Source organism: Micromonospora sp. D93 (assembly GCF_018070365.1).
In the GTDB taxonomy this organism is placed as follows: Bacteria; Actinomycetota; Actinomycetes; order Mycobacteriales; family Micromonosporaceae; genus Micromonospora; species Micromonospora ureilytica.
In genome coordinates, this window is sequence record NZ_JAGPXW010000003.1 from 15,754 (window position 1) to 39,396 (window position 23,643).

23 protein-coding genes are annotated in these 23,643 nt (G+C 73.4%); 10 read left to right on the top strand and 13 right to left on the bottom strand.

The genetic code is table 11. The annotated features are described in order from the left end of the window. Positions 1 to 81: 81 nt before the first annotated feature. Together KBX71_RS04495 and KBX71_RS04500 are read right to left on the bottom strand one after the other, a co-directional pair. Positions 82 to 903, bottom strand: coding sequence for a DUF1206 domain-containing protein (locus KBX71_RS04495; RefSeq protein ID WP_210816681.1), 822 nt, complete (start codon positions 901 to 903; stop codon positions 82 to 84). Positions 904 to 962: 59 nt separating this feature from the next. Beyond that, on the bottom strand, positions 963 to 1,328 hold the full coding sequence (locus tag KBX71_RS04500; protein ID WP_210816682.1) for a hypothetical protein: 366 nt from the start codon (positions 1,326 to 1,328) through the stop codon (positions 963 to 965). 95 nt (positions 1,329 to 1,423) lie between these two features. Here KBX71_RS04500 and KBX71_RS04505 point away from each other — a divergent pair, with 95 nt between their 5' ends. Continuing rightward, complete coding sequence (locus KBX71_RS04505; RefSeq protein WP_210816683.1) at positions 1,424 to 2,650, top strand: cysteine desulfurase-like protein; 1,227 nt, start codon at positions 1,424 to 1,426, stop codon at positions 2,648 to 2,650. Then, positions 2,647 to 2,934 (top strand): GNAT family N-acetyltransferase, encoded by a 288-nt coding sequence (locus tag KBX71_RS04510; RefSeq protein WP_210816684.1) that lies wholly within the window; start codon positions 2,647 to 2,649, stop codon positions 2,932 to 2,934. Before KBX71_RS04505 ends, KBX71_RS04510 begins: the two co-directional genes overlap by 4 nt. Positions 2,935 to 2,944: 10 nt before the next feature. Here the strand turns inward: KBX71_RS04510 and KBX71_RS04515 are convergent, their stop codons facing one another. Beyond that, the gene (locus KBX71_RS04515; protein WP_210816685.1) at positions 2,945 to 4,435 is read right to left on the bottom strand and encodes a glycoside hydrolase family 3 protein; all 1,491 of its coding nucleotides are present in this window, start codon (positions 4,433 to 4,435) and stop codon (positions 2,945 to 2,947) included. 217 nt (positions 4,436 to 4,652) lie between these two features. Between KBX71_RS04515 and KBX71_RS34225 the strand changes: the two genes are divergently transcribed. From KBX71_RS34225 to KBX71_RS04530, 4 genes are all read left to right on the top strand, one after another. Then, entirely contained in the window at positions 4,653 to 4,778 is a 126-nt protein-coding gene (locus KBX71_RS34225) for a hypothetical protein (RefSeq protein ID WP_255750123.1), read from the top strand. Positions 4,779 to 4,865: 87 nt separating this feature from the next. Beyond that, entirely contained in the window at positions 4,866 to 5,816 is a 951-nt protein-coding gene (locus KBX71_RS04520; protein WP_210816686.1) for a TIGR03557 family F420-dependent LLM class oxidoreductase, read from the top strand. An 88-nt stretch (positions 5,817 to 5,904) separates the two neighbouring features. Beyond that, positions 5,905 to 7,536: a RecQ family ATP-dependent DNA helicase gene (locus tag KBX71_RS04525; RefSeq protein WP_196927364.1), complete on the top strand. Its 1,632-nt coding sequence runs from the start codon at positions 5,905 to 5,907 to the stop codon at positions 7,534 to 7,536. An 88-nt stretch (positions 7,537 to 7,624) separates the two neighbouring features. Next, positions 7,625 to 8,128, top strand: coding sequence for a hypothetical protein (locus KBX71_RS04530; protein WP_210816687.1), 504 nt, complete (start codon positions 7,625 to 7,627; stop codon positions 8,126 to 8,128). Here the strand turns inward: KBX71_RS04530 and KBX71_RS04535 are convergent. Next, the gene (locus tag KBX71_RS04535; RefSeq protein WP_210816688.1) at positions 8,118 to 9,707 is read right to left on the bottom strand and encodes an MFS transporter; all 1,590 of its coding nucleotides are present in this window, start codon (positions 9,705 to 9,707) and stop codon (positions 8,118 to 8,120) included. The genes KBX71_RS04530 and KBX71_RS04535 overlap by 11 nt on opposite strands. 82 nt (positions 9,708 to 9,789) lie before the next feature. On the opposite strand from KBX71_RS04535, the gene KBX71_RS04540 reads away from it, so the two are divergent. Together KBX71_RS04540 and KBX71_RS04545 are read left to right on the top strand one after the other, a co-directional pair. Further along, positions 9,790 to 10,551 carry a TetR/AcrR family transcriptional regulator gene (locus tag KBX71_RS04540; protein ID WP_210816689.1) on the top strand — a complete coding sequence of 254 codons (762 nt, stop codon included), beginning with the start codon at positions 9,790 to 9,792 and terminating at the stop codon, positions 10,549 to 10,551. 10 nt (positions 10,552 to 10,561) lie between these two features. Next, entirely contained in the window at positions 10,562 to 11,596 is a 1,035-nt protein-coding gene (locus tag KBX71_RS04545) for a helix-turn-helix domain-containing protein (protein WP_210816690.1), read from the top strand. 155 nt (positions 11,597 to 11,751) lie between these two features. Here KBX71_RS04545 and KBX71_RS04550 read toward each other — a convergent pair whose 3' ends face one another. Genes KBX71_RS04550 through KBX71_RS04585 form a run of 8 tightly spaced genes read right to left on the bottom strand, consistent with a single transcriptional unit; the run spans position 11,752 to position 20,379 of the window. Then, a complete protein-coding gene (locus KBX71_RS04550) occupies positions 11,752 to 12,735 on the bottom strand; it encodes a DNA topoisomerase IB (protein WP_210816691.1) in 984 nt (327 codons plus the stop codon). Next, the gene (locus KBX71_RS04555) at positions 12,719 to 13,672 is read right to left on the bottom strand and encodes a glycosyltransferase family 9 protein (RefSeq protein WP_210816692.1); all 954 of its coding nucleotides are present in this window, start codon (positions 13,670 to 13,672) and stop codon (positions 12,719 to 12,721) included. The genes KBX71_RS04550 and KBX71_RS04555 overlap by 17 nt, the downstream gene beginning before the upstream one ends. Then, positions 13,669 to 14,370, bottom strand: a complete 702-nt coding sequence (locus tag KBX71_RS04560; RefSeq protein WP_210816693.1) for an SDR family oxidoreductase — start codon at positions 14,368 to 14,370, stop codon at positions 13,669 to 13,671. The genes KBX71_RS04555 and KBX71_RS04560 overlap by 4 nt, the downstream gene beginning before the upstream one ends. Beyond that, a complete protein-coding gene (locus KBX71_RS04565) occupies positions 14,367 to 15,827 on the bottom strand; it encodes a PfkB family carbohydrate kinase (RefSeq protein ID WP_210816694.1) in 1,461 nt (486 codons plus the stop codon). The genes KBX71_RS04560 and KBX71_RS04565 overlap by 4 nt, the downstream gene beginning before the upstream one ends. A 16-nt stretch (positions 15,828 to 15,843) precedes the next feature. Then, on the bottom strand, positions 15,844 to 16,536 hold the full coding sequence (locus KBX71_RS04570) for an SIS domain-containing protein (RefSeq protein WP_210817018.1): 693 nt from the start codon (positions 16,534 to 16,536) through the stop codon (positions 15,844 to 15,846). Beyond that, positions 16,533 to 17,750, bottom strand: coding sequence for a glycosyltransferase (locus tag KBX71_RS04575; protein WP_210816695.1), 1,218 nt, complete (start codon positions 17,748 to 17,750; stop codon positions 16,533 to 16,535). The genes KBX71_RS04570 and KBX71_RS04575 overlap by 4 nt, the downstream gene beginning before the upstream one ends. After that, the gene (locus tag KBX71_RS04580; RefSeq protein ID WP_210816696.1) at positions 17,735 to 18,709 is read right to left on the bottom strand and encodes a glycosyltransferase; all 975 of its coding nucleotides are present in this window, start codon (positions 18,707 to 18,709) and stop codon (positions 17,735 to 17,737) included. The genes KBX71_RS04575 and KBX71_RS04580 overlap by 16 nt, the downstream gene beginning before the upstream one ends. Further along, complete coding sequence (locus KBX71_RS04585) at positions 18,706 to 20,379, bottom strand: HAD-IIIA family hydrolase (protein ID WP_210816697.1); 1,674 nt, start codon at positions 20,377 to 20,379, stop codon at positions 18,706 to 18,708. Before KBX71_RS04585 ends, KBX71_RS04580 begins: the two co-directional genes overlap by 4 nt. Before the next feature lie 155 nt (positions 20,380 to 20,534). Between KBX71_RS04585 and KBX71_RS04590 the strand changes: the two genes are divergently transcribed. Further along, a complete protein-coding gene (locus KBX71_RS04590; RefSeq protein ID WP_210816698.1) occupies positions 20,535 to 20,981 on the top strand; it encodes an SRPBCC family protein in 447 nt (148 codons plus the stop codon). A 190-nt stretch (positions 20,982 to 21,171) separates the two neighbouring features. Further along, positions 21,172 to 21,939, top strand: a complete 768-nt coding sequence (locus KBX71_RS04595; protein ID WP_124816605.1) for a polyprenol monophosphomannose synthase — start codon at positions 21,172 to 21,174, stop codon at positions 21,937 to 21,939. A gap of 48 nt (positions 21,940 to 21,987) precedes the next feature. On the opposite strand, the gene KBX71_RS04600 is transcribed toward KBX71_RS04595, so the two are convergent. Continuing rightward, positions 21,988 to 23,595: an NAD(P)/FAD-dependent oxidoreductase gene (locus tag KBX71_RS04600; protein ID WP_210816699.1), complete on the bottom strand. Its 1,608-nt coding sequence runs from the start codon at positions 23,593 to 23,595 to the stop codon at positions 21,988 to 21,990. Positions 23,596 to 23,643: the final 48 nt, after the last annotated feature.

The window sequence follows — 23,643 nt, forward strand, 5'->3', positions numbered from 1 at the left end:
CTTCGGTGCTCCCCTTCGACCAGGCGTCGGGCACTTCGGGCAAAAGCCCAAGAGTGCCCGACGGCCCGGGAATCGACCAGCTCAGACCTTGCGGTACCGGGACTGGAGGAAGCAGTAGACACCGAAGGCGGCGATGCCCAGGGCGACAAGGGTCAGCAGGAACGTGCCGTACGACTGCTCACGCAGGGTGTGCAGCGCGGCGTCCAGACCACGGGCCTTCTCCGGGTCGTAGTTCACCGCAGCCACGACGACCAGCAGACCGGCGATGCCGTACGCGACGCCCTTGGCGACGTACCCGGCCATGCCGAGGCGGCGGGCGAGTTGGCGGGTCTTCGGGCTCATCTCGCCGGTCTTGAGGTGCTTCTCGAACTTCTTGCGGGCGCCGTAGATCACCAGGCCGATGCCGATAGCGGCGACGACCAGCCCGGCCAGGCCGACCAGCCAGCGGCCACCGCTGGAGGTCATCAGCTTGCCGGTCAACGCCTCCTGCTTGTCGGCGCTGTTCGACCCGGCGTCGGAGAAGACCTTGAAGGCGGTCCAGGCGAAGTAGAGGTAGACGACGGTCCGGCCGGCCGAGGCGAGCCGTTCCATGACCCGCTCCTTGCCCCGCTCGGCGCGGTGCCCTACCGCCGCCTCCAGCCCCTGCCAGATCGCCATGGCGAGCAGGCCCACAGCGACGGCGATGACCAGGAACTTGCCGAGGGGCTGTGCGGAGAGGGTGCGCAGCGCGCCGGACTGGTCGCCGTCGGCGGACGACCTGTCGAACGCGATCTGCAACGCCAGCCAGGCGAAAAGCAGGTGGACGATGCCGTAGCCGATGAAGCCGGCCCGGGCGAGGAGTTCCAGCCACCGGCTGTCCGCCGTTCGGGAGGCGGTGGCTTCGGCGCTACGGGTGAGTGACATGGCGTCACAATCTCCGATTCTGAAGATTCCCAAACGTCGGCCACCGCCGCCCGCCCGGATCAGCTGCCCGGGTTGCGTGCCACGCGGATCTTGACCTGCTGGTCGGTCACGCTGTCCAGGGTCACAGCGAAGCCGCCGGCCTCGGCGGCCTGCTGGCCCGTGGTGAGGGTGAGCTGCTCGCCGGCGACCTCGACTGTCACCTGGTCACCCTCGGCGCCGACCAGTTTGGCCTCGACGCCCAGGATGGTGGTCCTCGCGTCGACACCCCGCTCGAAGGTGACAGTGCAGGCGTCCAGCGCACAGTCGGTGGAGGCGCCCTGGGAGCTGCACCCGGCGAGCACGGCGAGGCCGAGCGCCAGACCGGCGAGGAGACCGGCGGCGCGGCGGACGGAGGGAATGGGCACGGTGGCGGGTCGGTTCGTCACCCCGCCAAGAGTACGAGACATCAGCGACGGCACCGCCCAACAGTGATCACCTGGCGGCCGAGAAGGGTACGAGGAGCACCGGCTAGGGTCCGGACATGCCGTTCGACATCGCCCGCACCCGGGCCGCGTACCCCGCCCTGACCGAGGGCTTCGTCCACCTCGACGGTGCCGGGGGCACCCAGACCGCGGCCTGTGTGATCGACGCGGTCACCGACGCCATGCGGTCGGCGGTCGGCAACCGCACCGCCGCCAACGTGGCGGGTCGCCGGTCGTTGGAGCTGGTGGCCGAGGCCCGCTCGGCGGTGGCCGACCTGCTCGGCGGCGACCCGGACGGGGTGGTGCTCGGCCCGAGTGCGACAGCGCTGACGTACACCCTGGCCCGCACGCTCGGCGCGGCCTGGCGTCCGGGGGACGAGGTGGTGGTCTCCCGGCTCGACCACGACGCGAACGTGCGGCCGTGGGTGCAGGCCGCCGAGGCGGCCGGCGCGACGGTGCGCTGGGCCGAGGTCGACAGGCACACCGGTGAGTTGCCCGCGGCCCAGTACGCGGACCTGGTCGGTGAGCGGACCCGGTTGGTCGCGGTGACCGCCGGCAGCAACGCCATCGGCACCATGCCGGACGTGCCGGCGATCGCCAAGGCCGCACACGCGGTCGGCGCGTTGGTCCACGTCGACGGGGTGCACTCGGTTCCGCACGGCCCGACCGACCTGAGCTCGCTCGGCGCCGACGTGCTGGTCACCAGCGCGTACAAGTGGTCCGGGCCGCACCTGGCGGCGATGGTGGCGGACCCGGCCCGGTGGGCGGCGCTGCGCCCGGCGAAGCTGGTGCCGTCCTCCGACGCGGTGCCGGACCGGTTCGAGTACGGCACGCCGAGCTTCCCGCTGCTGGCCGGTGTGACCGCCGCGGTGGACCACCTGGCGGGGTTGGACCCGGACGCGGTCGGGGACCGGCGGGCACGGCTGCGGGCCGGGCTGGCCGCCGCCCAGGCCCACGAGGAGGCCCTGCTGGACCGGCTGCTCGCCGGGTTGGCGCAGCGGCCGGCGATCACCGTCTACGGCTCGCCGGCGCGGCGTTGCCCGACGGTCTCGTTCCGGGTCGCCGGGATGTCGCCGGCGGCAACCCAGGAGGCGTTGGGCGCCGCCGGGTTCTGCCTCTCCGTCGGCGACTACTACGCCTACGAGTACTTCCAGCTGATGGGTCTGCGCGACAGCGGCGGCGCGGTGCGGGCCAGCATCTATCACTACAACACGGCCGACGAGGTGGACCGGTTGCTCGGCGAACTCGACGCGCTGGCCGATCCGGCGGGGAGAATGGCCGGATGAGCACCCTGGTCGAGGACAACCCGGCGAAGCACCGCTTCGAGATCCTGGTCGACGACGCGCTGGCCGGCTTCACCGCGTACCTGCCGCGCGGGGAGGTCCTGGTCTTCACCCACACCGAGGTGGACCGGAGCTTTCAGGGCAAGGGGGTGGGCGGCACGCTGATCCGCGGCACCCTGGACCAGCTCCGGGCACGCGGCACGAAGCTGGTGCCGCAGTGCCCCTTCATGGCCGCGTTCATCGACAAGCACCCCGAGTACGCCGACCTGGTCGCCGACCTTCCGTAGGGCGGGCCCGTCAGCGGGCGCCGGTGAGCACCTCGGCGGCGGCCCGTCCGCTGGCCCGGGTGGCGCCGTGGGTGGCCAGGTGCACCGCCCCGGTGACCAGCTCGGGCACACCCAGCTCGACAACTACCGCGTCGGGTCGGACGGCCAACGCGCGGCGCACGGCGGCGCGCATCCAGTCGTGCCGGTGCAGGTCGCGGACGACCAGCACCAGGGGGCGGGCGTCCGCCCCGGCGCCCGGGTCCGCCGGCACGTCGGGTTCGGCGTAGCGGACCGTGCTGGTGCCGGGCAGCAGCTCGCCCAGTGGCAGGCCGATGCCCCACGGGGTCTCGGCGCCGATGGCGATGTTGCGCGGCGGCTCGAACTCGACGACGTGTGCCGCGCGGGTCAGGGGCAGCGCGACAGTCGTACCGGGGGCGGCGGTGACCCGGACGGCCCGGCGGGCGGCGACCAGCCCGACGTCGGCGGCGCCACGCGCTCCGGCCAAGCCGGCGCTGCGGGCCGCCACCGTCCAGGCGGCGAGTTGACCGACGCGCTTGGCGGCCTCGGCGAGACGTTCCTCGGGCAGCTCACCGGAGATGACGGCGGCCACGATGGCGTCGCGCAGCTCACGGGCGGCCTGCTCGTCGGCCCGTTCGCCACCGATGCAGATCGCGTCGGCCCCGGCGGCGAGGGCGCGGACCGTCGCTCCGGCGAAGCCGTACCGGTCGGCGACCGCGCGCATCTCCACCGCGTCGGTGACCACCACACCGGAGAAGCCCAGCTCGTCTCGGAGCAACCCACCCAGGATGCGTTGACTCAGCGTCGCCGGAAGGTGCGGGTCGAGCGCGGGCACCAGCAGGTGACCGGTCATGACCGCCTGCACCCCGGCGGCCACGGCGGCGCGGAACGGGGCCAGTTCGCAGGCGTCCAGCCGGGCCCGGTCGGCGGTGATCCGGGGCAGGTCGTGGTGTGAGTCGACGCGGGTGTCGCCGTGCCCGGGGAAGTGTTTGGCGCAGGCCGCGACGCCGCCGGCCTGGAGCCCACGGACCCAGGCGGCGGTGTGCCGCGCGACAAGCGCCGGGTCGGCGCCGAAGGAGCGGACGCCGATCACCGGGTTCGCCGGGTTGGAGTTGACGTCGGCGTCCGGGGCGTAGTTGAGGGTGACGCCCGCCGTGGCCAGCTCGACGCCGAGGTCACGGGCGACGGCCTCGGTCAGCGCCGGGTCGTCGACCGCGCCGAGGGCGAAGTTGCCGGGCCGGGAGCTGCCGTGCACCGACTCCAGCCGGGTGACGTCGCCGGCCTCCTCGTCGATCGCCACGATGACGTCCGGCCGTTCCGCGCGCAGCGTCGCGGTGAGCGCGGCCACCTGCTCGGTGTCGACGACGTTGCGGGCGAAGAGCACCACCGAGCCGAGACCGTCGCCGAGCCAGCGGCACACCCACTGTGGTGGGGTGGTGCCGACGAAGCCGGGTTGCAGGACGGCGGCGGCGAGCGCCGGGAGGTGCCCGGTGGTCGTGGTCACGCCGCCCCCTCGCAGTGATCCATATCGATCACCGGCGACGGTACGCCCCCGTCGATCCGCTGGTTGCGCTCGCTCATGCGGCCCCCGTACCCCATCTCTCGCGCGCCCTCGGCGCACCGCCACCGGCAGGCGGTCCTGCCATGGTCACACTGAGCGATTCAATAGTCAATAAACCTTACAGTTGCCGGGCGGGCCGTTCCCCGGGGAGAGTGCGGGGATGGATCCCGTCCTGCTGGCCGACGCGACGAGCCCGGCCGACATCCCCGGCGTACGCCTGCTCGGCCTGGTGGTCGGCGCCCTGCTGCTCCTCGCCGCGATCCGGGCGATGTTCGGCCGACGCTGACCCGCCGCACGTCGAGAACCGGTGTGACAGGGCACCACCGGGGTACGGCTCTCCCATCAGCAGCTCCGCGTGCCGAAGGGGTAAGCCATGAAGATCGGATACTTTCTGTCCAGTGAGGAGTTCACTCCAGCCGAGTTGCTGGAGCAGGCGCGCGGTGCCGAACGGGCCGGCTTCGAGGCGCTGTGGATCTCCGACCACTACCACCCCTGGGTGGACGCACAGGGCCAGAGCCCGTTCGTCTGGTCGATGATCGGCGCGGTCAGCCAGGTCTGCTCGCTGCCGGTGACCACGGCGGTGACCTGCCCGACCATGCGGATCCACCCGGCCGTGATCGCGCAGGCGGCGGCGACCAGCGCGGTGCTGCACGGTGGACGGTTCGTGCTCGGCGTCGGCACCGGCGAGGCGCTCAACGAGCACATCTTCGGCGACGCCTGGCCACAGGCCGACGTCCGGCTGGAGATGCTGGAGGAGGCTGTCGAGGTGCTGCGCGCGCTGTGGGGCGGCGACTTCGTCAGCCACCACGGCAAGCACTACACGGTGGAGCAGGCGCGGATCTACACGCTGCCCGACACTCCCCCGCCGATCTACGTCTCCGGCTTCGGGCCGAAGTCCATCGACCTGGCCGCTCGGATCGGTGACGGCTACGTGAGCACCATGCCCGACGGCGAGATGGTCCGGCGCTTCCGCGAGAACGGCGGCGGCGACAAGCCGTGCCAGGCCGGCTTCAAGGCGGCGTACGCGGACAGCGCGGAGGAGGGGTTGCGCATCGCGTACGAGCGCTGGCCCAACGCGGGGGTGCCGGGTGAGCTGTCCCAGGTGCTGCCCTCGCCGCGACACTTCGAGCAGGCCGCCGAGCTGGTCAAGCCGGAGATGCTGAAGGAGGCGTTCGTCTGCGGCAACAGCGCCGACGCGCACCTGGAGATGATCGACAAGTACGCCAAGGCCGGCTTCGACGAGGTCTACGTGGCCAACACCGGCCCGCACTACCAGGGCCTGTTCAACCTCTACCAGCGCGAGGTCCTGCCCCGGCTGCGCTGAGTCGCGGATCGGCGAGCCGGTAACCGACGAGCCCATGATCGTCCGAATGCGTTTCGGCGGTCATGGGCTCGGGTACCTCCGGCCCTCGATGAAACTGTCCACGCACTCGATGACGTTGCGCCGCGCGGCCCGCAGCCTTTTCGGCTGGAAGGCGCTACGGCCCAACCAACTGGCCGCCATGCGCGCGGTGATGAAGCGACGCGACGCGCTTGTGGTGTTGCCCACCGGCGCCGGCAAGTCGGCGATCTACCAGATCCCGGCCAGCCTGATCCCCGGCCCCACAGTGGTGATCTCCCCGCTGCTGGCCCTCCAGCAGGACCAGATCGCCTCCCTCAACGAGCGGCAACGCCCGGAGCTGCGGGCGGTGCGGATCAGCTCGAACGAGTCGGCCACCCAGCAGGCCGAGGCGATCACCGAGATCCGTGAGGGTCGGGCGGAGTTCCTCTTCATCACCCCGGAACAGCTCAGCAACCCCCAGCGGATGGCCGAGGTCGCCGCGCTGAAGCCGGCGCTGGTGGCGATCGACGAGGCGCACTGCATCTCCGCGTGGGGGCACGACTTCCGCCCCGACTACCTGGCGCTCGGGCACCTCATCGACGGCATCGGTCGACCGCCGGTGGTCGCGCTGACCGCCACCGCCTCCCCTCCGGTACGCGACGACATCATCGCCCGGCTGCGGCTGCGCGAGCCGGAGGTGGTGGTCTCCGGACTGGACCGGCCGAACCTGTTCGTCGAGGTCGCGCACTGCCCCACCGAGGACTACCGGTGGCGGCGGCTGATCACGCTGCTGCGCGACGACGAGCGGCCCGGGATCATCTACGTGCCGACCCGTCGCGCCGCCGAGGAGCTGGCCACCCGGTTGACCGACGCCGGCTTCCCGGCGCAGTTCTACCACGGAGGGATGGCGGCCGGCGCACGCCACGAACTGCACGAGGCGTTCCTCGCCGACCAGGTCCCCATCATGGTGGCGACCTCGGCGTTCGGGATGGGCATCGACAAGCCGAACATCGCCTGGGTGGCGCACATGGCGCTGCCCGACTCGCCGGACAGCTACTTCCAGGAGATCGGCCGGGCCGGGCGCGACGGGCAACCGGCCCGGGTGCTGCTGCTCTGGCAGGCCGAGGACGTGGGCCTGCAACGGTTCTTCAGCGGCGGCCTGCCCGACGTCGACGAGCTGCGCGACCTCGCCGCGCTGCTGCGCCGCAAGCCGGCCACCAAGACCGAGCTGCGCGAGACCACCGGTCTCGGGCCGCGCAAGCTGGGCCAGTACCTCTCCCTGTTGGAGCAGGTCGGCGCGGCCGAGCCGCGCGCCCGGCAGCGCATCGGCGCTCCCCGTTACTCACCCACCCCGACCGACGCCGCCGCGGCGGCGCTGGCCGAGGCGGAGCGCCAGCAGACGGTGACGCGGTCCCGCACCGACATGATGCGGGCCTTCGCCGAGACCCGGGCCTGCCGGGGGCAGACCCTGCTGGCCTACTTCGGCGAGCAGATGACGCACGTCTGCGGCCACTGCGACAACTGCCACAACGGCACCAGCGTGGCCGACCAGGGAGCGGTCGGGCCGTTCCCGGTGCACAGCCAGGTGCGTCACCCGGAGTGGGGGCCCGGCCTGGTGCTCTCGTACGAGGAGGACAAGATGACGGTGCTCTTCGACGAGGTCGGGTACAAGACGTTGTCGGTGCGCGTGGTGTCCGAACAGGGCCTGCTGACCCTGGACTAGCCTGACCCGGGCACCGTTGGCGGGCCCGGTGGATCGACCAAGCAGAGCACCGATTGACCAAGTTGAGCAGGGCGGAAGGGGCGTTGCCGTGATCGAGCAGCCGGCGTACACCGAGTTCGGTTTCTCCGACGGGGAGTGGGGGTTGCTGGTCGGCCTGCCGCAGTCGGTGCTGACGGCCGCGAGCGCCGCCGAGTCCGACGGCACCCGCCGGACCATGGCGGAGAACGCGGCCGGACTGGAGACCATCGCCACCGGCCGGGAGTCGGCCAGCCCGCTGGTCGCCGCCGTGGCCGGTGAGATCGTCAGCCGGGTCGGTGACCCGGAGACCGGTGAGGAGTTGCCGACCATCGCGCCCGCCGACCCCGGGGCGTACATCGACGACGTGCTGCTGCGGGCCGGCCAGGCGGCCGAGCTGCTGGCCGGCCGCGTCGACGAGGGTGAGGCCGGCGCGTACAAGCACTGGCTCGTGAAGATCGCCGAGCAGGTGGTGGGCGCCGCGTCCAGCGGTGGGCTGCTGGGCATCGGCGGCGAGTCGGTCAGCGACTCCGAGCGGCGTTTCCGCGACCGGCTCGCGCACGTGCTCACCGACTGAGCGACGACAACGACGTGTCGGCCGGACCGGTCGGCTCGGCGGCCAGCGCCGTCGGGTCGGCCGGTCGGATGCCGCGCAGCGAGACCAGGGCGGTGATCGCGCCCAACAGCATGACCGCCATGGCGGCGTACGCGGCCAGGTGCAGCCCGTCGGTGAACGCGACAGCTGCGGCGTGCCGCACCGCGTCGGCCAGGTCCGCCGGCAGTCCCTGGGCGACCGCGAGCGCGCCGGCCAGGGTCTCCCGGGCCGCGGCGCCGGCGTCGGCGGGCAGCCCGGCCGGCAGGCCGTCGACGATCTCGCGGCGGTAGACCGCCGCACCGACGCTGCCCAGGATCGCCATTCCCAACGCACCACCCAGCTCGCTGCCGGACTCGGTGAGCGCCGACGCGACACCGGCCTGCTCGGGCGGCGCGGCGCCGAGGACCAGCTCGGTGACGAGGGACATCACCATCACCAGGCCACCCGCGTAGACACTGGCGCCGACGAGCAGCAGCCACAGCGGCGTCTCCGGCGTGACCCGGGTCAGCACCACGAAGCCGAGCACGGCGATCCCGAACCCGGCACCGATCAGGTACGCCCGTTCGACGCGCTGGGCGAGGGCGGCGGCGGCCGGCGCGATTCCGCCCACGGCGAGGGACGGCACGAGACTCCACAGTGCCGCCCGCAGCGGGCTCAGGCCGAGCACCAGTTGCAGGTGCTGGGTGGTGAAGATGGCGAAGCCGACCAGGGCGAACATCGCCACCAGGTTGACGGCGAGCGACCCGGCGAAGCCGCGACGGCGGAACAACGCGAGGTCGACCATCGGGTACGCCCGGGTCCGCTGCCGGTGCAGGAAGACCGCGCCCACCAGCAGGCCGCCCACGATGGCGAGGACCCGCACCGTGCTCAGGCCGTCGCGGGCCATCTCCTTGATGCCGTAGATCACCGGCAGCAGCGCGCCGAGCGACAGCACCGCGCTGATCAGGTCGAACCGCCCGGCCGCCGGGTTGCGGAACTCGGGCACCAGGAGCGGGACGAGCAGGAGCAGCATCAGCATCGCCGGGATGTTGATCAGGAAGATCGAGCCCCACCAGAAGTGCTCCAGCAGGATGCCGCTGAGCACCGGGCCGATGGCGATGCCGCCGGTGAGGGTGGCGGTCCAGATGCCGATGGCGGTGCCACGCTGCTTGGCGTCGTGGAACATGTTGCGCACCAGGGCGAGCGTCGAGGGCATCAGGGTGGCCCCGCCGACACCGAGCACGGCCCGCGCGGCGATGAGCGTCGCGGTGCTGTCGGCGTACGCGGCCAGCAGCGACGCCGCACCGAACGCGGTGGCGCCGACCAGCAGGAGCCGCCGTCGGCCGATCCGGTCACCCAGGGCGCCCATGGTGATGAGCAGGCCGGCCAGCACGAAGCCGTAGATGTCGAAGATCCAGAGCTGCTCGGTGGCGGTGGGGCGCAACTCCGCGCTGATGAACGGGACGGCGAAGTAGAGCACCGACACGTCCATCGAGACCAGGAGCAGCGGCAGCATCAGCACCGTGAGCCCGATCCACTCGCGCCGGCCCGCCCGCGGTGCCGGTGTGGTGGTGGTCGTCATGATCAGTTTCCCTTCTGCGTATGTCGTACGCTGTTATGCGTAGACCATACGCAGAACTAGGATGGCGGGGCAAGGAGGAAATGTGGCGGCGAAGACAGACGACGGCGGGCCCGTACTCCCGCCGGCCATCGAGAGTGTGTGGGGGCTGCGGGAACGCCCACCCAAGGGCCCCCGGCCGGGAATGAGCGTGCCCACCATCGTGGACGCCGCCGTACGCGTGGCCGACGCCGACGGCCTGGCCGCCGTCTCGATGAGCCGGGTGGCCAAGGAGTTGGGCGCCGCGACCATGGCCCTCTACCGGTACGTCGGCTCGAAGGACGAGCTGCTGATGCTCATGGTGGACACCGGGTACGGCCCCTCCCCCGGTCCGCCCGCCGCGGAGGACGACTGGCGCACCGGCCTCACCCGGTGGGCCTGGGCCGAGCACGAGGTGCTGCGGCGACGGTCCTGGCTGCTGCACGTCCCGATCAGCGGCCCGCCGATCACCCCGCAGCAGCTCGGTTGGATGGAGGACGGGCTGCGCTGCCTCGACGGCACCACGCTCGCCGAGGGCGAGAAGATGTCGGTGCTCCTGCTGATCACCGGGTACGTCCGCAACGAGGCCACCCTCACCTCGCAGATCGCCGAGGGCACCCGGGCGGCCGGCGTCGAGCCCAGCGAGATGATGCCCGCGTACGGTCGGCTGGTGGCCCGGCTCATCGACCCGGCCCGCTTCCCCGCGCTGCACCGGGTGCTGAGCGCCGGCGTTCTCTACCAGGACGACAACCCCGACGACGAGTTCGTCTTCGGCCTGGATCGGATCCTCGACGGCGTCGAGGCGCTGATCCAGCGCCGGGCGGGCTGAGGGAGCCCCGATGCTGCCGAGAGCAACGATCGACACCACAGTCCTGCCACCTGGCGAACGGTTCGGCATGTGGCTGGACCTGGTGGCGCGCACCTCGGCGCCGCTGCGCATCCAGTCCGCGCACAGCGACGACTTCGCCGCCCGCGCCGACTTCCTCGACCTCGGCCCGATCCAGCTGGTGCAGTACGAGTACCCGTCGCTGGACGCCACCCGGACCCGGAAGCTGGTCCGTCAGTCCGACCCGGAGTTGTACATCCTCGCCCTCACCACCGGCGGCATCGGCACATCCAGCCAGGACGGCCGCCGCAGCGAGATCCTGGCCGGCGAGTTCACCTTCTACGACGGGTCCCGGCCGCACGACGTCTGTCACCACGCCACCGAGCCGGAGCGGGACCAGGCCACCTCGATCATCACGCTGATCCCGCACGCCGCCCTGCCCCTGCCACCACAGCGCATGGCCGCGCTCTACGGCGGCCGGATGTCCGGCAGCGAGGGGATCGGGGCGCTGCTGGCGCAGTTCCTGCTCCAGGTGACCGGGCACCCCGAGCAGTACCATGCCGCCGACGCCAGCAGGCTGGGCGCGGTGGGGCTCGACCTGGCCACCACCATGCTCGGCCGGCACCTCGTCGCCGAGGACGCCGTGCCCACCGAGGTCCGCCGCCGGGCGCTGCTCACCCAGGTGCAGTCGTACATCCACCGCCACCTCGGCGAGGCGACACTCGGCCCACAGGCCGTCGCCGACGCCCACCACATCTCGGTCCGGTCCCTGCACCGGCTGTTCGAGGCCGAGGACACCACCGTGGCGTCGTACATCCGGGACCTGCGGCTGGCCCGGTGCCGGCGCGACCTGACCGACCCGGCGCTGCGCAACCTGCCGGTGCAGACCGTCGCAGCGCGGTGGGGGTTACCCAACAAGGCCCACTTCAGCCGGGCATTCCGGGCCGCGTACGGAACCACCCCGCAGGAACACCGTGACAGCGGCTCGGATTTGGCGCGGATCGTCAACCGCCAGGCGTCCACCGTCAACTCGCTGCCGGCAGACTGACACCAACGCGGTCGGCCATCGCCTGGTGGGCCGCCAACGGGGGCCGTGGCGAGGCGCCCGCCGCGCGAGCGGCGGGCGGCCGCCCGGTGCCACCCCACTGACGCCCGAGGCTCCGGTCCCGTCGCGCTTCCCCCCAGAATCGTCGACGGGGCCGGTCAGGACTTCTCCAGCAACTCCAGCACGACCCGCTCCGCCTCCTCGCGAGGCGCCCGCGGGTCCACCGACACCACCACCCCGTCGTGATACAGGTCGACCACCCGGGGGTCCACGTACGACGCACGAGCAACCGTCGGCGTGTTGCCCAGCAGTTCCGCCACCGCACGCATGACGGCGACCACCGACCTGCGCCGGGCGGTCACCGAGCGGGCCGGGCCCGCGGTGGCCAACTCGGTGGCCGCGAGCACTGTGGCGTGCCAGGTGCGGAAGTCCTTCGCGGTCATCTCCCCACCGCTGGCGTCGCGCAGGTAGCCGTTGACCTCGTCGCTGCGCACGTCGCGCCACTCCCGGCCGTCCCAGTAGCCGAACAGCCGCTCCGCCCGTCGCCGACGCCGACGCAGATTCATCAGCACCTGGCACAGTTCCGGATCCTCGATCCGGCGTACCTGCTCGATGCCCCCCTTCGCGGGAAACACGAAGACCACGCAGCCGCCCCGGGACCGGGCATGCTCGGGGCGCAGGGTGGACACCCCGTACGTCGGGTCGTCGCCGTTCGCGTACTGGTCGCTGCCGACCCGGAACATCCCCATGTCCAGCAGTCGGGCCACCGTAGCCAGCACCCGGTCCCGGCCCAGTCCATGGCCGTCCAGGTCCCGCCCCACCCGCTCGCGCAGCACCGGCAGCCGCCGGGCCACCTCCAACATGTGGTCGAACTTCGCCTCGTCCTGCTTCTCCCGCCACCGCGGGTGGTAGACGTACTGCTTGCGCCCGGCCGCGTCGATCCCGATCGCCTGGATGTGCCCGTTCGGATGCGGCGCGATCCAGACGTCCTGCCAGGCCGGGGGGATGACCAACTCCCGCAGCCGGGCCAGGACATCCGGCTCCCGCACCGGAGCCCCGGACGGGTCGACGAAGAGCCAACCCCGCCCGCGCCGACGCCGTCCGTACCCCGGTCGACCCGGGTCGCTACGCCGCAACCGCACCGGAGACCCGCACCACCCTCAGTACCTCGGCCACTGCGGCCAGCACCTCGTCGAGGCGCAGAGCCGCCATCGTCGGGTGGCTTCCTACCCCGTCCCAGCTGGGCCAATCCGCCTCGCCGGCCCAGAGCACCCGGTGCCGTGGCCGGTCCGGTGGTGGCCCCCAGTGCGCCGGTGGCACCGGCCCGAAGAGGACGACCGACGGGGTGCCGTACCCGGTGGCCAGGTGGGCGACGCCGGTGTCCCCGCTGACCACCAGCCGGGCGTCGGCCACCAGCGCGGCGAGCGCGCCGAGGTCGGTCCGGCCGGCCAGCACGGCGTCCGAGGTCAGGCCCGCCGCGTCGGCCACCCGGGCCGCCAACGCCCGTTCGTCGGCCGAGCCGGTGAGCAGCACCCGGTGCCCCTGGTCGGTCAGCGCCCGGGCCAGTGCGGCGAACCGTTCGGCGGGCCACCGCTTGGCCGGGATCTTGCTGCCCGGGTGCAGCAGTGTGACACCGCTGGGCAGTCCGGCCGACCCGGGCCGACGCAGGCTGAGGTCGGCGCGGTCGGCCGGGATGTCGTACCAGGACAGCAGCCGGCACCACCGGTCCACCTCGTGCTCGTCGACGTCCCACGCCGGGCCGTCGGCCCACCCGGCGTCCAGGTTGGCGAAGGCGAGCAGCCGGGCGGGCCGGGTGGCCGTGAGCAGCCGGTGCGACTGCGGGCCGCGCCCGTGCAGGTTGACCGCCACCCGCGGGGCCGACCCGATCCGCAGGGGTCGGTCCAGCCCGGTGGTGTCCACCAGCCGGTCGACGCCGCCGACCAGGTCGACGAGCGGGGCCAACCAGGCGGGAGCGGCGAGGGCCAACTCCCGCGCGGGGTACGCGGCCCGCAGCGCCCGCAGCGCGGGCACCGCGGTCACCAGGTCGCCGACGCCGAGGGCGCGCAGCACGAGGATCACGGGTACGAGGTCTCCTGCTCGGCGCAGACCACCATCTCGCGCACCGCGCAGCCGGGCGGCTGGTTGAGCGCGAACATGATCGCGGCGGCGGTGTCGGCGGGCTCGTTGAGGATGGCGTCCGGCCCCGGCTTGTACTGCGGGTCCCGTTCGTCGAAGAACGCGGTGCGCATACCGCCCGGGATGAGCAGGGTGACGCCGACCTGACCGGCCAGCTCGGCGGCGAGGGCTCGGGTGAACCCCACCACCCCGAACTTCGCCGCGCAGTACGCGGTGGCGTCGCTGACCGCCTTGACGCCCAGGGTGGAGGCGACAGTGACGATGCGGCCCCGCGAGGTCAGCAGGAACGGCAGCGCGGCCCGGATCACCGCCGCGGTGGCCAGCAGGTCGACGGCGACGATGCGGTCCCAGGTCTCCCCCGGCAGGTCGGCGAGTCGGCCCGGCACGTCCGTGCCGGCGGCGGTGACCACCGCGTCCAGGCCACCGGCCTGCTCGGCGAGATGCTGGGTGGCCACCTCGGCGGCTCGCGTGTCGGCCAGGTCGCACTCGGTCCAGGACACCCCGTCGACAGGTGGCTGCCGGTCCAGCACGAGCGGTCGGCCACCGGAGGCGGCCACCGCGGCGACCACCGCGGCGCCGAGCCCGCTGGCGCCGCCGGTGACCAGCACGGTGGGCCCGGCGTCGGGCCGCGTGGCGGTCATCGGGTCCGCCCCGCGAGCGTGCGGACGATCAGGTCGGTGGTGGAACGACCGTCCAGGTAGGGCACCACCACTGTGTTCCCACCCCACCGCCGCAGGACCTCCGCCTCCGGCAGGGTGGCAGACGCGTCCCCACCGCCGGTGGCGTAGTCGCCGCCCTTGACCCAGACGTCGGGGCGTACCCAGGACAGGGCCGCGGCCGGGGTCGGCTCGTCGAAGATGAGGACCGCGTCGACGCAGCTCAGGGCGGCCAGCAGTCGGCTGCGGTCACCCTCGGACTGCACCGGGCGATCCGGCCCCTTCAACCCGGCCACGCTGTCGTCGGAGTTCAGGCAGACGATCAGGCAGTCGCCGAGCTGCCGGGCCGCCTCCAGGGTGGCCACGTGCCCGGCGTGCAGCAGGTCGAAACAACCGCCGGTCGCCACCACAGTGCCACCCGCGGCGCGTACCTCACCCAGGAGCGTGGCGACGGCCGCGACCCCCACCCGGTCAGCCACCGCACCACCGCGTGGTCCCGGCTGGAGGGCCCGCGAGCCCGGCCCGCTCCTGGTCCGCACCGGCGGCCCCGACGGAGGCAGCGCCGCGGCCACTCCCCCACCCGCCACGTACGCGGACGCCTCGGCGACCGCCACCTGCACCGCCTCGGAGACCAGCGCGCCCTGGGCCAACGCGAGGCTGGCCGCCGCCGCGAACCGGTCACCGGCACCGCAGGTGTCCCCCTCGGCACTACCCGGCGTCGGCACCACCAGCGGCGTCGACCCGGCGTGGCAGAGCAGCGCGCCGTCACCGCCAAGCGTCACCGCGACCGCGCCGGCCCGCCAGCGCCGCCGTAGCCCCTGGGCGCCGCGCGACGCGGTGGCCAGTCGGGAGGCACCGGGCAGCGCGGGGACCAGCTCGCGCACCTCGGACTCGTTCGGGGTGGCCAGGTGTACGCCGGGCACCGCCGCCGGGCCGCGCGGATGTGGGTCCCACACCACCGGCGCGCGGGTGGCGGCCAACGCGTCCCGCAGCGCGGGCTGCCGGGCCACCCCTCGGCCGTAGTCGCTGACCAGCACCGCCGACGCCGCGGCGATCACCCGGAGCACCTCGTCGGAGGGCTGACCCGGCTCCCCGGACGTGCCGCCCCGGTCGTGCCGCAGGAGCACCCGCCCCCGGGCCCGCAGCCGGATCTTCTCCGGCGTCGCGCCGGAGAGGGCCAGTGGGTACACCTGCACGCCGGCGGCGGTGAGCAGAGCGCTCAGCCGGGCCCCGCCGGCGTCGTCGGCGAGCGCGGTCACCAGCACCACCTCGGCGCCCTGCGCGGCGGCGAACACCGCCGCCAGCCCGGCGCCCCCCGGTCGGTCGGTGGCCGCGGTCTCGTCGAGCACCGGCACCGGGGAGTCCGGGCAGAGCCGGTTCACCACACCTTCCACATCCCGGTCGAGCAGGGTGTCCCCGAGCACCACCACCGGTCCCCTCACGCTTGCCTCCTCATCCTCACGCGTCGACCTGCTGTCCGGTCCCGCCGTCGAGCACCACCTCGACCCCGGCGCGCACCGGCGCCGGCTCCCCGGTCGCGGGGTGGACGACCGCCGGGTCGGCGACCGCCGCCAACGCGGCGGGCAACTCCTGTTCGAGGTACTCGCAGAGCAGATGACTGGTTACCAGGTGCAGCTCCTGGACGACCTGGGTGTCCGGGGACGCGACGGCCAGCACGTCGTCGCAGGCGTCGGCGAGCGGATTGGGGGTGGCGCCGGTGAGCGCCCAGGTGGTCACACCGACGTCGCGGGCGGCCTGTGCGGCGGTGACCAGGTTGGGGCTGGTTCCGCTGGTGCTCAGCAGCAACAGGACGTCGCCGGGGCGGCCGTGGGCGCGCACCTGGCGGGCGTACACGTCGGCGTAGCCGTAGTCGTTGGCGATGGCGGTGAGCGCGCTCGTCTCGGCGTGCAGGGCGATCGCGGACAGCGGCTGACGGTCGTCACGCAGCTTCCCGACCAGCTCGGCGGTGAGGTGCTGAGCTTCGGCGGCGCTGCCGCCGTTGCCGGCCACCAGCAGGCGCCCCCCGGCGGCCAGCCGGTGGGCCAGGTCCGCGCCCCAGCGCGCCAACTGTCGCTCACACCGCCGGTACGGCACCAGCGCCGCGGCGAGATTCGTCAGGTGGGTGTCGAGCAGGCTGCCCGTCGGCATCAGGCCACCACCCGGGTCGGCCGGCGCACGGCGGCCACCTCGCTGTAGACCTCGACCAGCCGCTCGGCGGTGGCCGCCCACGAGTACCGCGTCCGAGCCCGCTCCCGCGCCGCCGTCGCGTACGCGAAGCGCCTGATCCGGTCGTCGAGCAGCCCCTGGATCGCGGTGGCCAGGGCGTGCGGGTCCCGGGCCGGCACGAGGTCGCCTGTCGTCCCGTCGACCACTGTGTCCCGGATGCCGCCCACTGCCGTGCCGACGACCGGCACCCCACAGGCCATCGCCTCCAGCGGGGTCAACCCGAAGGGCTCGTACCAGGGCGCCGCGACCAGCAGGTCCGCCGAGCGGTACCAGCGGCCCATCTCCTCCCGGGGCACCGCGCCGACCAGGTGCACCCGATCGGCGACCCCGCACGACTCCGCGAGGGCCCGCAACCGGCGGGCGTACGGGTCGGTCTCCAGCAGCCCCTCGGGTGGACCCCCGACGACCACGCACTCGGCGTCCGGAACGAGCGCCATCGCGCGGATCACGGTCTGGAAGCCCTTGCGCTCGACCAACCGACCCACGGTGAGGATCCGGGCCCGGCCCGGTTCCCGGTCGGCGGCCGGTCCGAGCGGGGCGAAGGTGCTGAGGTTGACCCCGGAGGGCACCACTGTCATCCGGGACCGGGGCACACCCATCCGGACCAACTCGCCCACCTCGTCGCGGCACTGCGCGACGATCCGGTCCACCGAGCGGCCCAGCTCCCGCTCGTAGGAGACCCGTCGGGCCGGGCTGGTGTCCTGCACACCCTGGTAGCGGCGCTTCACGGTGCCCAGCGCGTGGTACGTCTGCACCACCGGCACCCCGGTCTGCCGACCGGCGGTCAGCCCGGCCAGACCACTCATCCAGAAGTGCGCGTGGATCACCTCGGGCACCCAGTCGCCGCCGCGCCAGCGCTCGATCAGCCAGTTGCTGAACTCCCGCATGTGCGGCAGCAGCGCGTCCTTGGCCACCGGCTCGGCCGGGCCGGCCGGCACGTGCACCACGTCGTACCCGTCCGGGCTGCGGACGGTCACCGGCAGGTCGGGCGCGTCGCGGCGGGTGTAGACCCGCACCTCGTGCCCGGCTGCGGCGAGCGCGGCGGACAGCTCCGCGACGTGCGTGTTCTGGCCGCCGGCATCCTCCCCTCCGAGGACGGCGAGCGGGCTGGCGTGCTCCGAGATCATCGCGATCCGCATACTTCCTCCTCCAGCAGCCGGTCCCAGTCAGCGAGGAAACGGTCGAGGCCGTACCTGTCGCGCGCGGCGGTTCGTGCCGCCGCTCCGGCCTGACGCGCGGTCGCCGGTTCGCTGATGAACCGGCGGGCGGCGTCGAGCAGGGTGTCGGTCCGGGTGGCGAGCGTCCCCGCCTCCGGGGGCACCGCCATCACCGCCTCGGTGGTGGCGAGCGCGACGACCGGCATGCCGATCGCCATCGCCTCGATGAGGCTGAGCCCGAGGGAGGTCCACCGGCACAGGTGCAGGTACGCCCGCCGCCGGGCCAGTTCGGCGTGCATCCGGTCCTGGGGCACGTCGTCGTGGCTGGTGAGCCGGTCGGCGGGCAGCCCCAGGTGGTCGGCCAGGCCGGCGACACCCATGCCGAAGACGTCCAGCGGCGCGATCTCGGCGAACTGGGGCAGCAGGTCGGTCCCGGTGACCCGACCTCGCCGTACCGGCTCGTTGATCACCACGGCGAGGCGGTCCAGCTCGCCCGTGTAGGACGCGGAGGGGGCGACGATGCCGTGGTCGACAACAGTGGTGCGGGTGGCGCCGGTGTCCCAGAAGATCTGGTTGAACCCGGTGACGTGGGCGAGGAGCAGGTCGTCGCGGTCGGCCATCGGGTGCCGCGTGTTGGGCACGTCGCCCTTGGGGGTGTTGTGTTCGACGTAGATCGCGGGGAGGTCGCGGCCGGGGCGGCGACGAAGCCACTCCTCGGCCCTGTCGACCTCCTCAGGGCGTTGCAGGATGACCAGGTCGATGTCGGCGCCCGGCAGTTCCTCCGGGCTGACCTCGACCGCGCTGTCCGGCCACGGGTAGGTGCGGGCCCGGCCGAGGCCGTAGGGGCCGCGGTCGGGTGTGGTGGGAATCAGGTAGCGGTGGGCGCCGTGCACGAACGACGTGGTCCAGGATCCGTGCACGTGCCAGAGCAGGATGTTCATCGGCCGCCACCACCGACGGCGAGCGTCCGGAGCGCGTCGACCACCTCGTCCGGGTCGATGCTACTGAGGCAGGGGTGCCCGGGGACTGGGCAGCTGGCCGCCCGGGTGTCCCGGCAGGGCGCGGCGGCATCGCCGAGCCGCACGGTGGGCACCCGGTAGGGCCCCCACTGTCCGAACGGGACGGTTGGGGCGAAGAGGCTCACGACGGGCACGCCGGCGGCGGCCGCCAGGTGCGCGGGCCCGGTGTTGCCGACCACCACCGCGCTGGCGTCCGCGACGATCGCCGCCAGCCCGGCCAGGTCGGTGCGGCCGCCCAGGTCGGTGCCGCCGGCCGCGGCGACACCGGCGGTGACCGCGCGCTCGTCCGGGCCGCCGGTGACGACCACCCGGTGCCCGGCGTCGGTCAGCGCCCCGACGATTCGGGTCGCCAGCTCGGGCGGGCAGGCCCGGCTCGACGCGGCCGACCCGGGGTGCAGCACCACGTACCCCGGGTCGCCGAGGTCGGCCGGGCGCGGCGGCACGGCGTCTCGGCGGAGCCGGAGGACTGGTTCGTCGCCGTCGGGCAGCCGGTGGCCGGCGGCGGCGGCCAGGGAGAGTGCACGTTCGGGTTCGGGGACGCCGACCGGCACCCGGTGCCTGATGTCCAGCAGCGAGCCCGGGTAGTCGTCGCTGATCGCCGCGATCCGGCCGATCCCCGCCATCCGCAACAGCAGCGCCAGCGGCAGCGCGGACTGGTGGAACGAGGTGAACACCACGGCCTGGTCCGCGCCGACCGCGCCGAGCCGCGCGGTCAGGCTCCGCACGGCCTCCGGGTCGACCGGCCCCGGCGCGGGGTCGATCCACGGCAGCGGATGCTCGATGATCTCGTCGACGCCGGGCAGCAGGTTGGCGGCGGGACGGCCGCGCGGCCCGCACAACAGCACCACCCGCTCCGCCCCGGCCGCGACGGCGCGGATCGCCGGCCCGGTGACCAGCACGTCACCCGCGGAATCCGAGCGGACCACGAGCGCCGTCCGTACCGGTTCGGTGGGCAGAGCCGAGGGCTGTACGGCCTGTTGGCGGCGCAGGATCTCCGCCACCGCCGCCGGCAGATCGGTGGCCACCCACCCGGCGGCGGCGATCTCCTCCGGCCGGGTGACCGGGGTGGGCACCAGCACCCCCGCGGCCCCGGCGGCCAGCGCGGCGGCGACGTCCCGGCCGATGTCGCCCACCAGCACGCACCGGGACGCGGTCGTGCCCAACTCGCGGGCGGCGGCGTGCACCAGACCGGGCGCCGGCTTGCGGCAGTCACAGCCGTCTGCGTCGTCGTGCGGGCAGACCAGCCACGCGTCGAACCGGCCCAACAGCTCCTCGACCCGGGCGTGCACCGCCCGCATCTGCTCACCTGTGAAGTAGCCCCGGGCCAGGCCCGACTGGTTCGTGACGACGGCCAGCCGCAGCCCGGCAGCGCGCAGACGGTCCAGCGCCGCCCGCGCGCCCGGCACCGGCCGCACCTTCTCCGGGTCGCCGTTGTACGGCACGTCCTCGATCAGGGTGCCGTCGCGGTCCAGCAGCACCGCGTCGTACAGGATGGGTCGGGGGCTTGCGACAGACCCGGAACCAGCGCGGTCAGCAGCGGCGTACACCTGGGCTGACCTGCGCTGATACGGATCCTCCTGGTCCTGTCGCACAGCCGGCGGGTTCCCTGCGCCCCGAGGAGTAAACGTCGTCGTCGAGGCGGTGGGCCAGCGCCGCCAGCGACGCCCCAGGTCGGCCTTACCCGCCGGGCCGGAGAAGCTAACCCCGCAGCCGTTAGCCCGTGCCGTGCCCCGGGTATGGGATCCCGGTGGCGATTGTGGAGAAAGTGATCGACGCTCCCCCGCAGCAGGTGTTCGACGTGCTCGCCGACGGGTGGACGTACAGCGACTGGGTGGTCGGCACCGTGCACATGCGGGACGTGGACGACGCCTGGCCCCGGGTGGGCAGCCAACTGCACCACCGTGCCGGGCCCTGGCCGCTCTCCCTGCAGGACGCCTCGACGGTGCTGGTCTGCGAACCGCCGCACCGGCTCGTGCTCAGGGCCGGGCTCTGGCCGGCGGGCGAGGCGATCGTGGCCTTCACGCTGGAACCCGTGGGCGCGGGCGCCACGCGGGTGCGTCTCGGGGAGGACTTCGCCGCCGGCCCGCTGCGTTGGGTCCACAACAAGGTCAACGATCTGTTGCTGCACCGGCGGAACCGGGAGACGCTGGCCCGACTCTCCGACATTGCCACCCGACAGAGGGGGACGTCGTGACCCGGACCGTGGTGGTGACCGGCGCGAGCGCCCGGCGCTGACCACCGCAACGTCCCTGACCAGGTCTTCGACACCCGCCCATGGGGGCGGCGAGGGTCCGCAACGCCCGGAAGGGGTGCCTCCCTCGGAGCGAATGCGGCAACTGGATACCCTTTACACGACCCTTGTCCGCAAACCGAGGATGACCGACATGATCAAGCCGGTGCAGTTGCCGTCGCCGTGGCGGGACGCACGACTAACCGTCGTCGTGCCCACTTACAACGAGGCGGGCAACCTCCCGGCGCTGGTCGAGCGGTTGCTCGCGCTGCCGCTGTCGGGGCTGCGCATCCTCGTCGCCGACGACAATTCCCCCGACGGCACCGGGGAGGTGGCGGACAAGCTGGCCATCGAACACCCCGACCGGATCGAGGTCGTGCACCGCGCCGGCAAGGAGGGCCTCGGCCGGGCGTACGTGGACGGGATGAGTCGGGCGATCGAGGGCGGCGCCGAGTACGTGGCGCAGATGGACGCCGACCTCTCGCACCCGCCGGAGGCGCTGCCGGGGATGCTGGGCGCACTGCTCTCCACCCAGGCCAGCGTGGTGATCGGTTCCCGTTACGTGCCCGGCGGCGAGCTGGACGAGAACTGGCCGCTCTACCGCCGGGCGCTCAGTGGCTGGGCCAACCTCTACGTGCACACCCTGCTGCGGGTCCGCATCCGGGACCTCACCGCCGGCTTCAAGATCTGGCGGGCCGACGCCCTGCTCGACATCGACCTGGAGCGGGTGCAGTCCAACGGCTACAGCTTCCAGGTGGAGATGCACTACCTCGCCACCAAGCTGGGGCACACCATCCTGGAGGTGCCGATCCGCTTCGAGGAGCGGCGCGACGGCGTCTCCAAGATGACCACCGCGACCAAGGTGGAGAGCGCGCTCATGCCCTTCCGCCTCCGCAGCAAACACCGCAACATAACCAGCTGACCGCACGCCCCACCCCCGCCTGAGTGATCAAGGGTGGGGGCGGGGCGGTCAGGTGGGATAGATGGCGCGGTTCGCGGTGGCGATGGCTGCGGCGTAGGCGCGGCCGGTGAGCGCGCGATCGCGGGCCAGCGCCGCGCGGGCCGCGTTCGCGCCCGGTGCGCCGTGCACACCGCCGCCGGGGTGCGCCGACGCGCTGGCCAGGAAGAGCCGGTCCACCGGGGTGTCCGCCCGGCCCAGGCCAGGGATCGGGCGCAGGAACAGCTGCTGGTACGCGGCGGCGGTCCCGCCGCCGAGCGCGCCACCGACCAGGCTCGGGTTGCCCTTCTCCAGGTCGGCCGGCCCGGCCACGTGTCGACCCACGATCAGGCGCCGGAAACCCGGGGCCGCCTCCTCCAGCACGTCCTCCATCCGCTGCGCGTGCCCGGCGACCTCCTCGGCCCGCCAGTTCCGCCGGAACGGCAGGTGGGTGTACGACCAGAGCGACTCGGTGCCCGGCGGGGAGTGGCTCGGGTCCGCCACCGACATCTGCCCGACCAGCAGGAACGGGTCGCGGGGCAGCTCGCCACGGGCCAGCTCGCCGGCGTAGTGGGTGAGCCCGTTGAGGTCCGCGCCGAGGTGCACAGTGCCGGCGCCGGCCAGCTGCCGGTTGGTCCAGGGCACCGGCGCTGAGAGCGCCCAGTCCACCTTCAGCGTGGAGCCGTCCCACCGGAAGTGCGCCAGGTCCTCCACCAGCCGGGACGGCAGTGCCGCCGCGCCGACCAGGTCGAGGTAGAGCGCCGGCGCCGGGACGTCGGCGAGCACGGCCCGCCGGGCCCGCCACAGCGTGCCGCCGACGGTCCGCACGCCCATCGCCCGACCCCGGGCGGTGAGCACCCGGTCGGCCCGGGCACCGTAGACGATCGTTCCGCCTTGCGCCTGCAGCCGATCCACCAGCGCGTTGGTGATCTGCTGGGCGCCGCCATTGGGCACCGGCCAGCCGACCTGCTGGCCGAGCATGGCCAGCAGCCAGCCGTACACCCCGGAGCCGGCCTCCTCCGGGGAGAGGTCGGTGTGCAGGGCGCAGCCGGCCAGCAGGGCCGGCCCACCGGCACCGTCGAAGAGTTCGTCGCCGAGTTTGCGGACCGGCACGACGAGCCGCCGCGCGAGTCGCAGCGCGCCGGCGACGCGCAACCGACGAAGCAGACCCAGCCCTCCGCGTACCGGCGGGAACGGCGAGGTGATCGCCTCCAGCATCGGCTCGGCCACGTCGAGCCAGTCGGTGTACGCGTTGAGCCAACGCTTGCCGTCCCCGGGTGCGAACTGCTCCAGCGACGCGGCGGTCACGTCAGGGTCCCGATTGATCACCGCGGCTCGGCCGTCCGGCAGCAGGTGTGCCAGCACGTCCGGCGCGTGCCGCCAGGACAACCCGTGCCGGCCCAGGTCGAGGCCGCCCAGCACCGGCGAGGCGTACCCGAGGGGGTAGAACGAGCTGTAGAGGTCACTCAGGTAACCGGGCGCGGTGACCTCGGCGGAGCGGACCGCGCCGCCGGGCACTGCTGTCGCCTCCAGCACCACCACGTCCCAGCCGGCGTCCGCCAGCAGGTTCGCCGCCACCAGGCCGTTGTGCCCGGCGCCGACGATGACGGCGTCCGCGCTCTGCGCGACGGTGGTTGTCATCGGATCCGCCTACCCGGCGCGCAACGGGGCGAAACGCGTTTGCCTCGC

Bases quoted from the DNA above. Each gene is read 5' to 3' on its own strand.
- KBX71_RS04495 (WP_210816681.1), bottom strand. From the start codon at position 903: ATGTCACTCACCCGTAGCGCCGAAGCCACCGCCTCCCGAACGGCGGAC.
- KBX71_RS04505 (WP_210816683.1), top strand. From the start codon at position 1,424: ATGCCGTTCGACATCGCCCGCACCCGGGCCGCGTACCCCGCCCTGACC.
- KBX71_RS04510 (WP_210816684.1), top strand. From the start codon at position 2,647: ATGAGCACCCTGGTCGAGGACAACCCGGCGAAGCACCGCTTCGAGATC.
- KBX71_RS34225 (WP_255750123.1), top strand. From the start codon at position 4,653: ATGGATCCCGTCCTGCTGGCCGACGCGACGAGCCCGGCCGACATCCCC.
- KBX71_RS04520 (WP_210816686.1), top strand. From the start codon at position 4,866: ATGAAGATCGGATACTTTCTGTCCAGTGAGGAGTTCACTCCAGCCGAG.
- KBX71_RS04525 (WP_196927364.1), top strand. From the start codon at position 5,905: ATGAAACTGTCCACGCACTCGATGACGTTGCGCCGCGCGGCCCGCAGC.
- KBX71_RS04535 (WP_210816688.1), bottom strand. From the start codon at position 9,707: ATGACGACCACCACCACACCGGCACCGCGGGCGGGCCGGCGCGAGTGG.
- KBX71_RS04545 (WP_210816690.1), top strand. From the start codon at position 10,562: ATGCTGCCGAGAGCAACGATCGACACCACAGTCCTGCCACCTGGCGAA.
- KBX71_RS04560 (WP_210816693.1), bottom strand. From the start codon at position 14,370: ATGACCGCCACGCGGCCCGACGCCGGGCCCACCGTGCTGGTCACCGGC.
- KBX71_RS04575 (WP_210816695.1), bottom strand. From the start codon at position 17,750: ATGCGGATCGCGATGATCTCGGAGCACGCCAGCCCGCTCGCCGTCCTC.
- KBX71_RS04580 (WP_210816696.1), bottom strand. From the start codon at position 18,709: ATGAACATCCTGCTCTGGCACGTGCACGGATCCTGGACCACGTCGTTC.
- KBX71_RS04595 (WP_124816605.1), top strand. From the start codon at position 21,172: ATGATCAAGCCGGTGCAGTTGCCGTCGCCGTGGCGGGACGCACGACTA.
- KBX71_RS04600 (WP_210816699.1), bottom strand. From the start codon at position 23,595: ATGACAACCACCGTCGCGCAGAGCGCGGACGCCGTCATCGTCGGCGCC.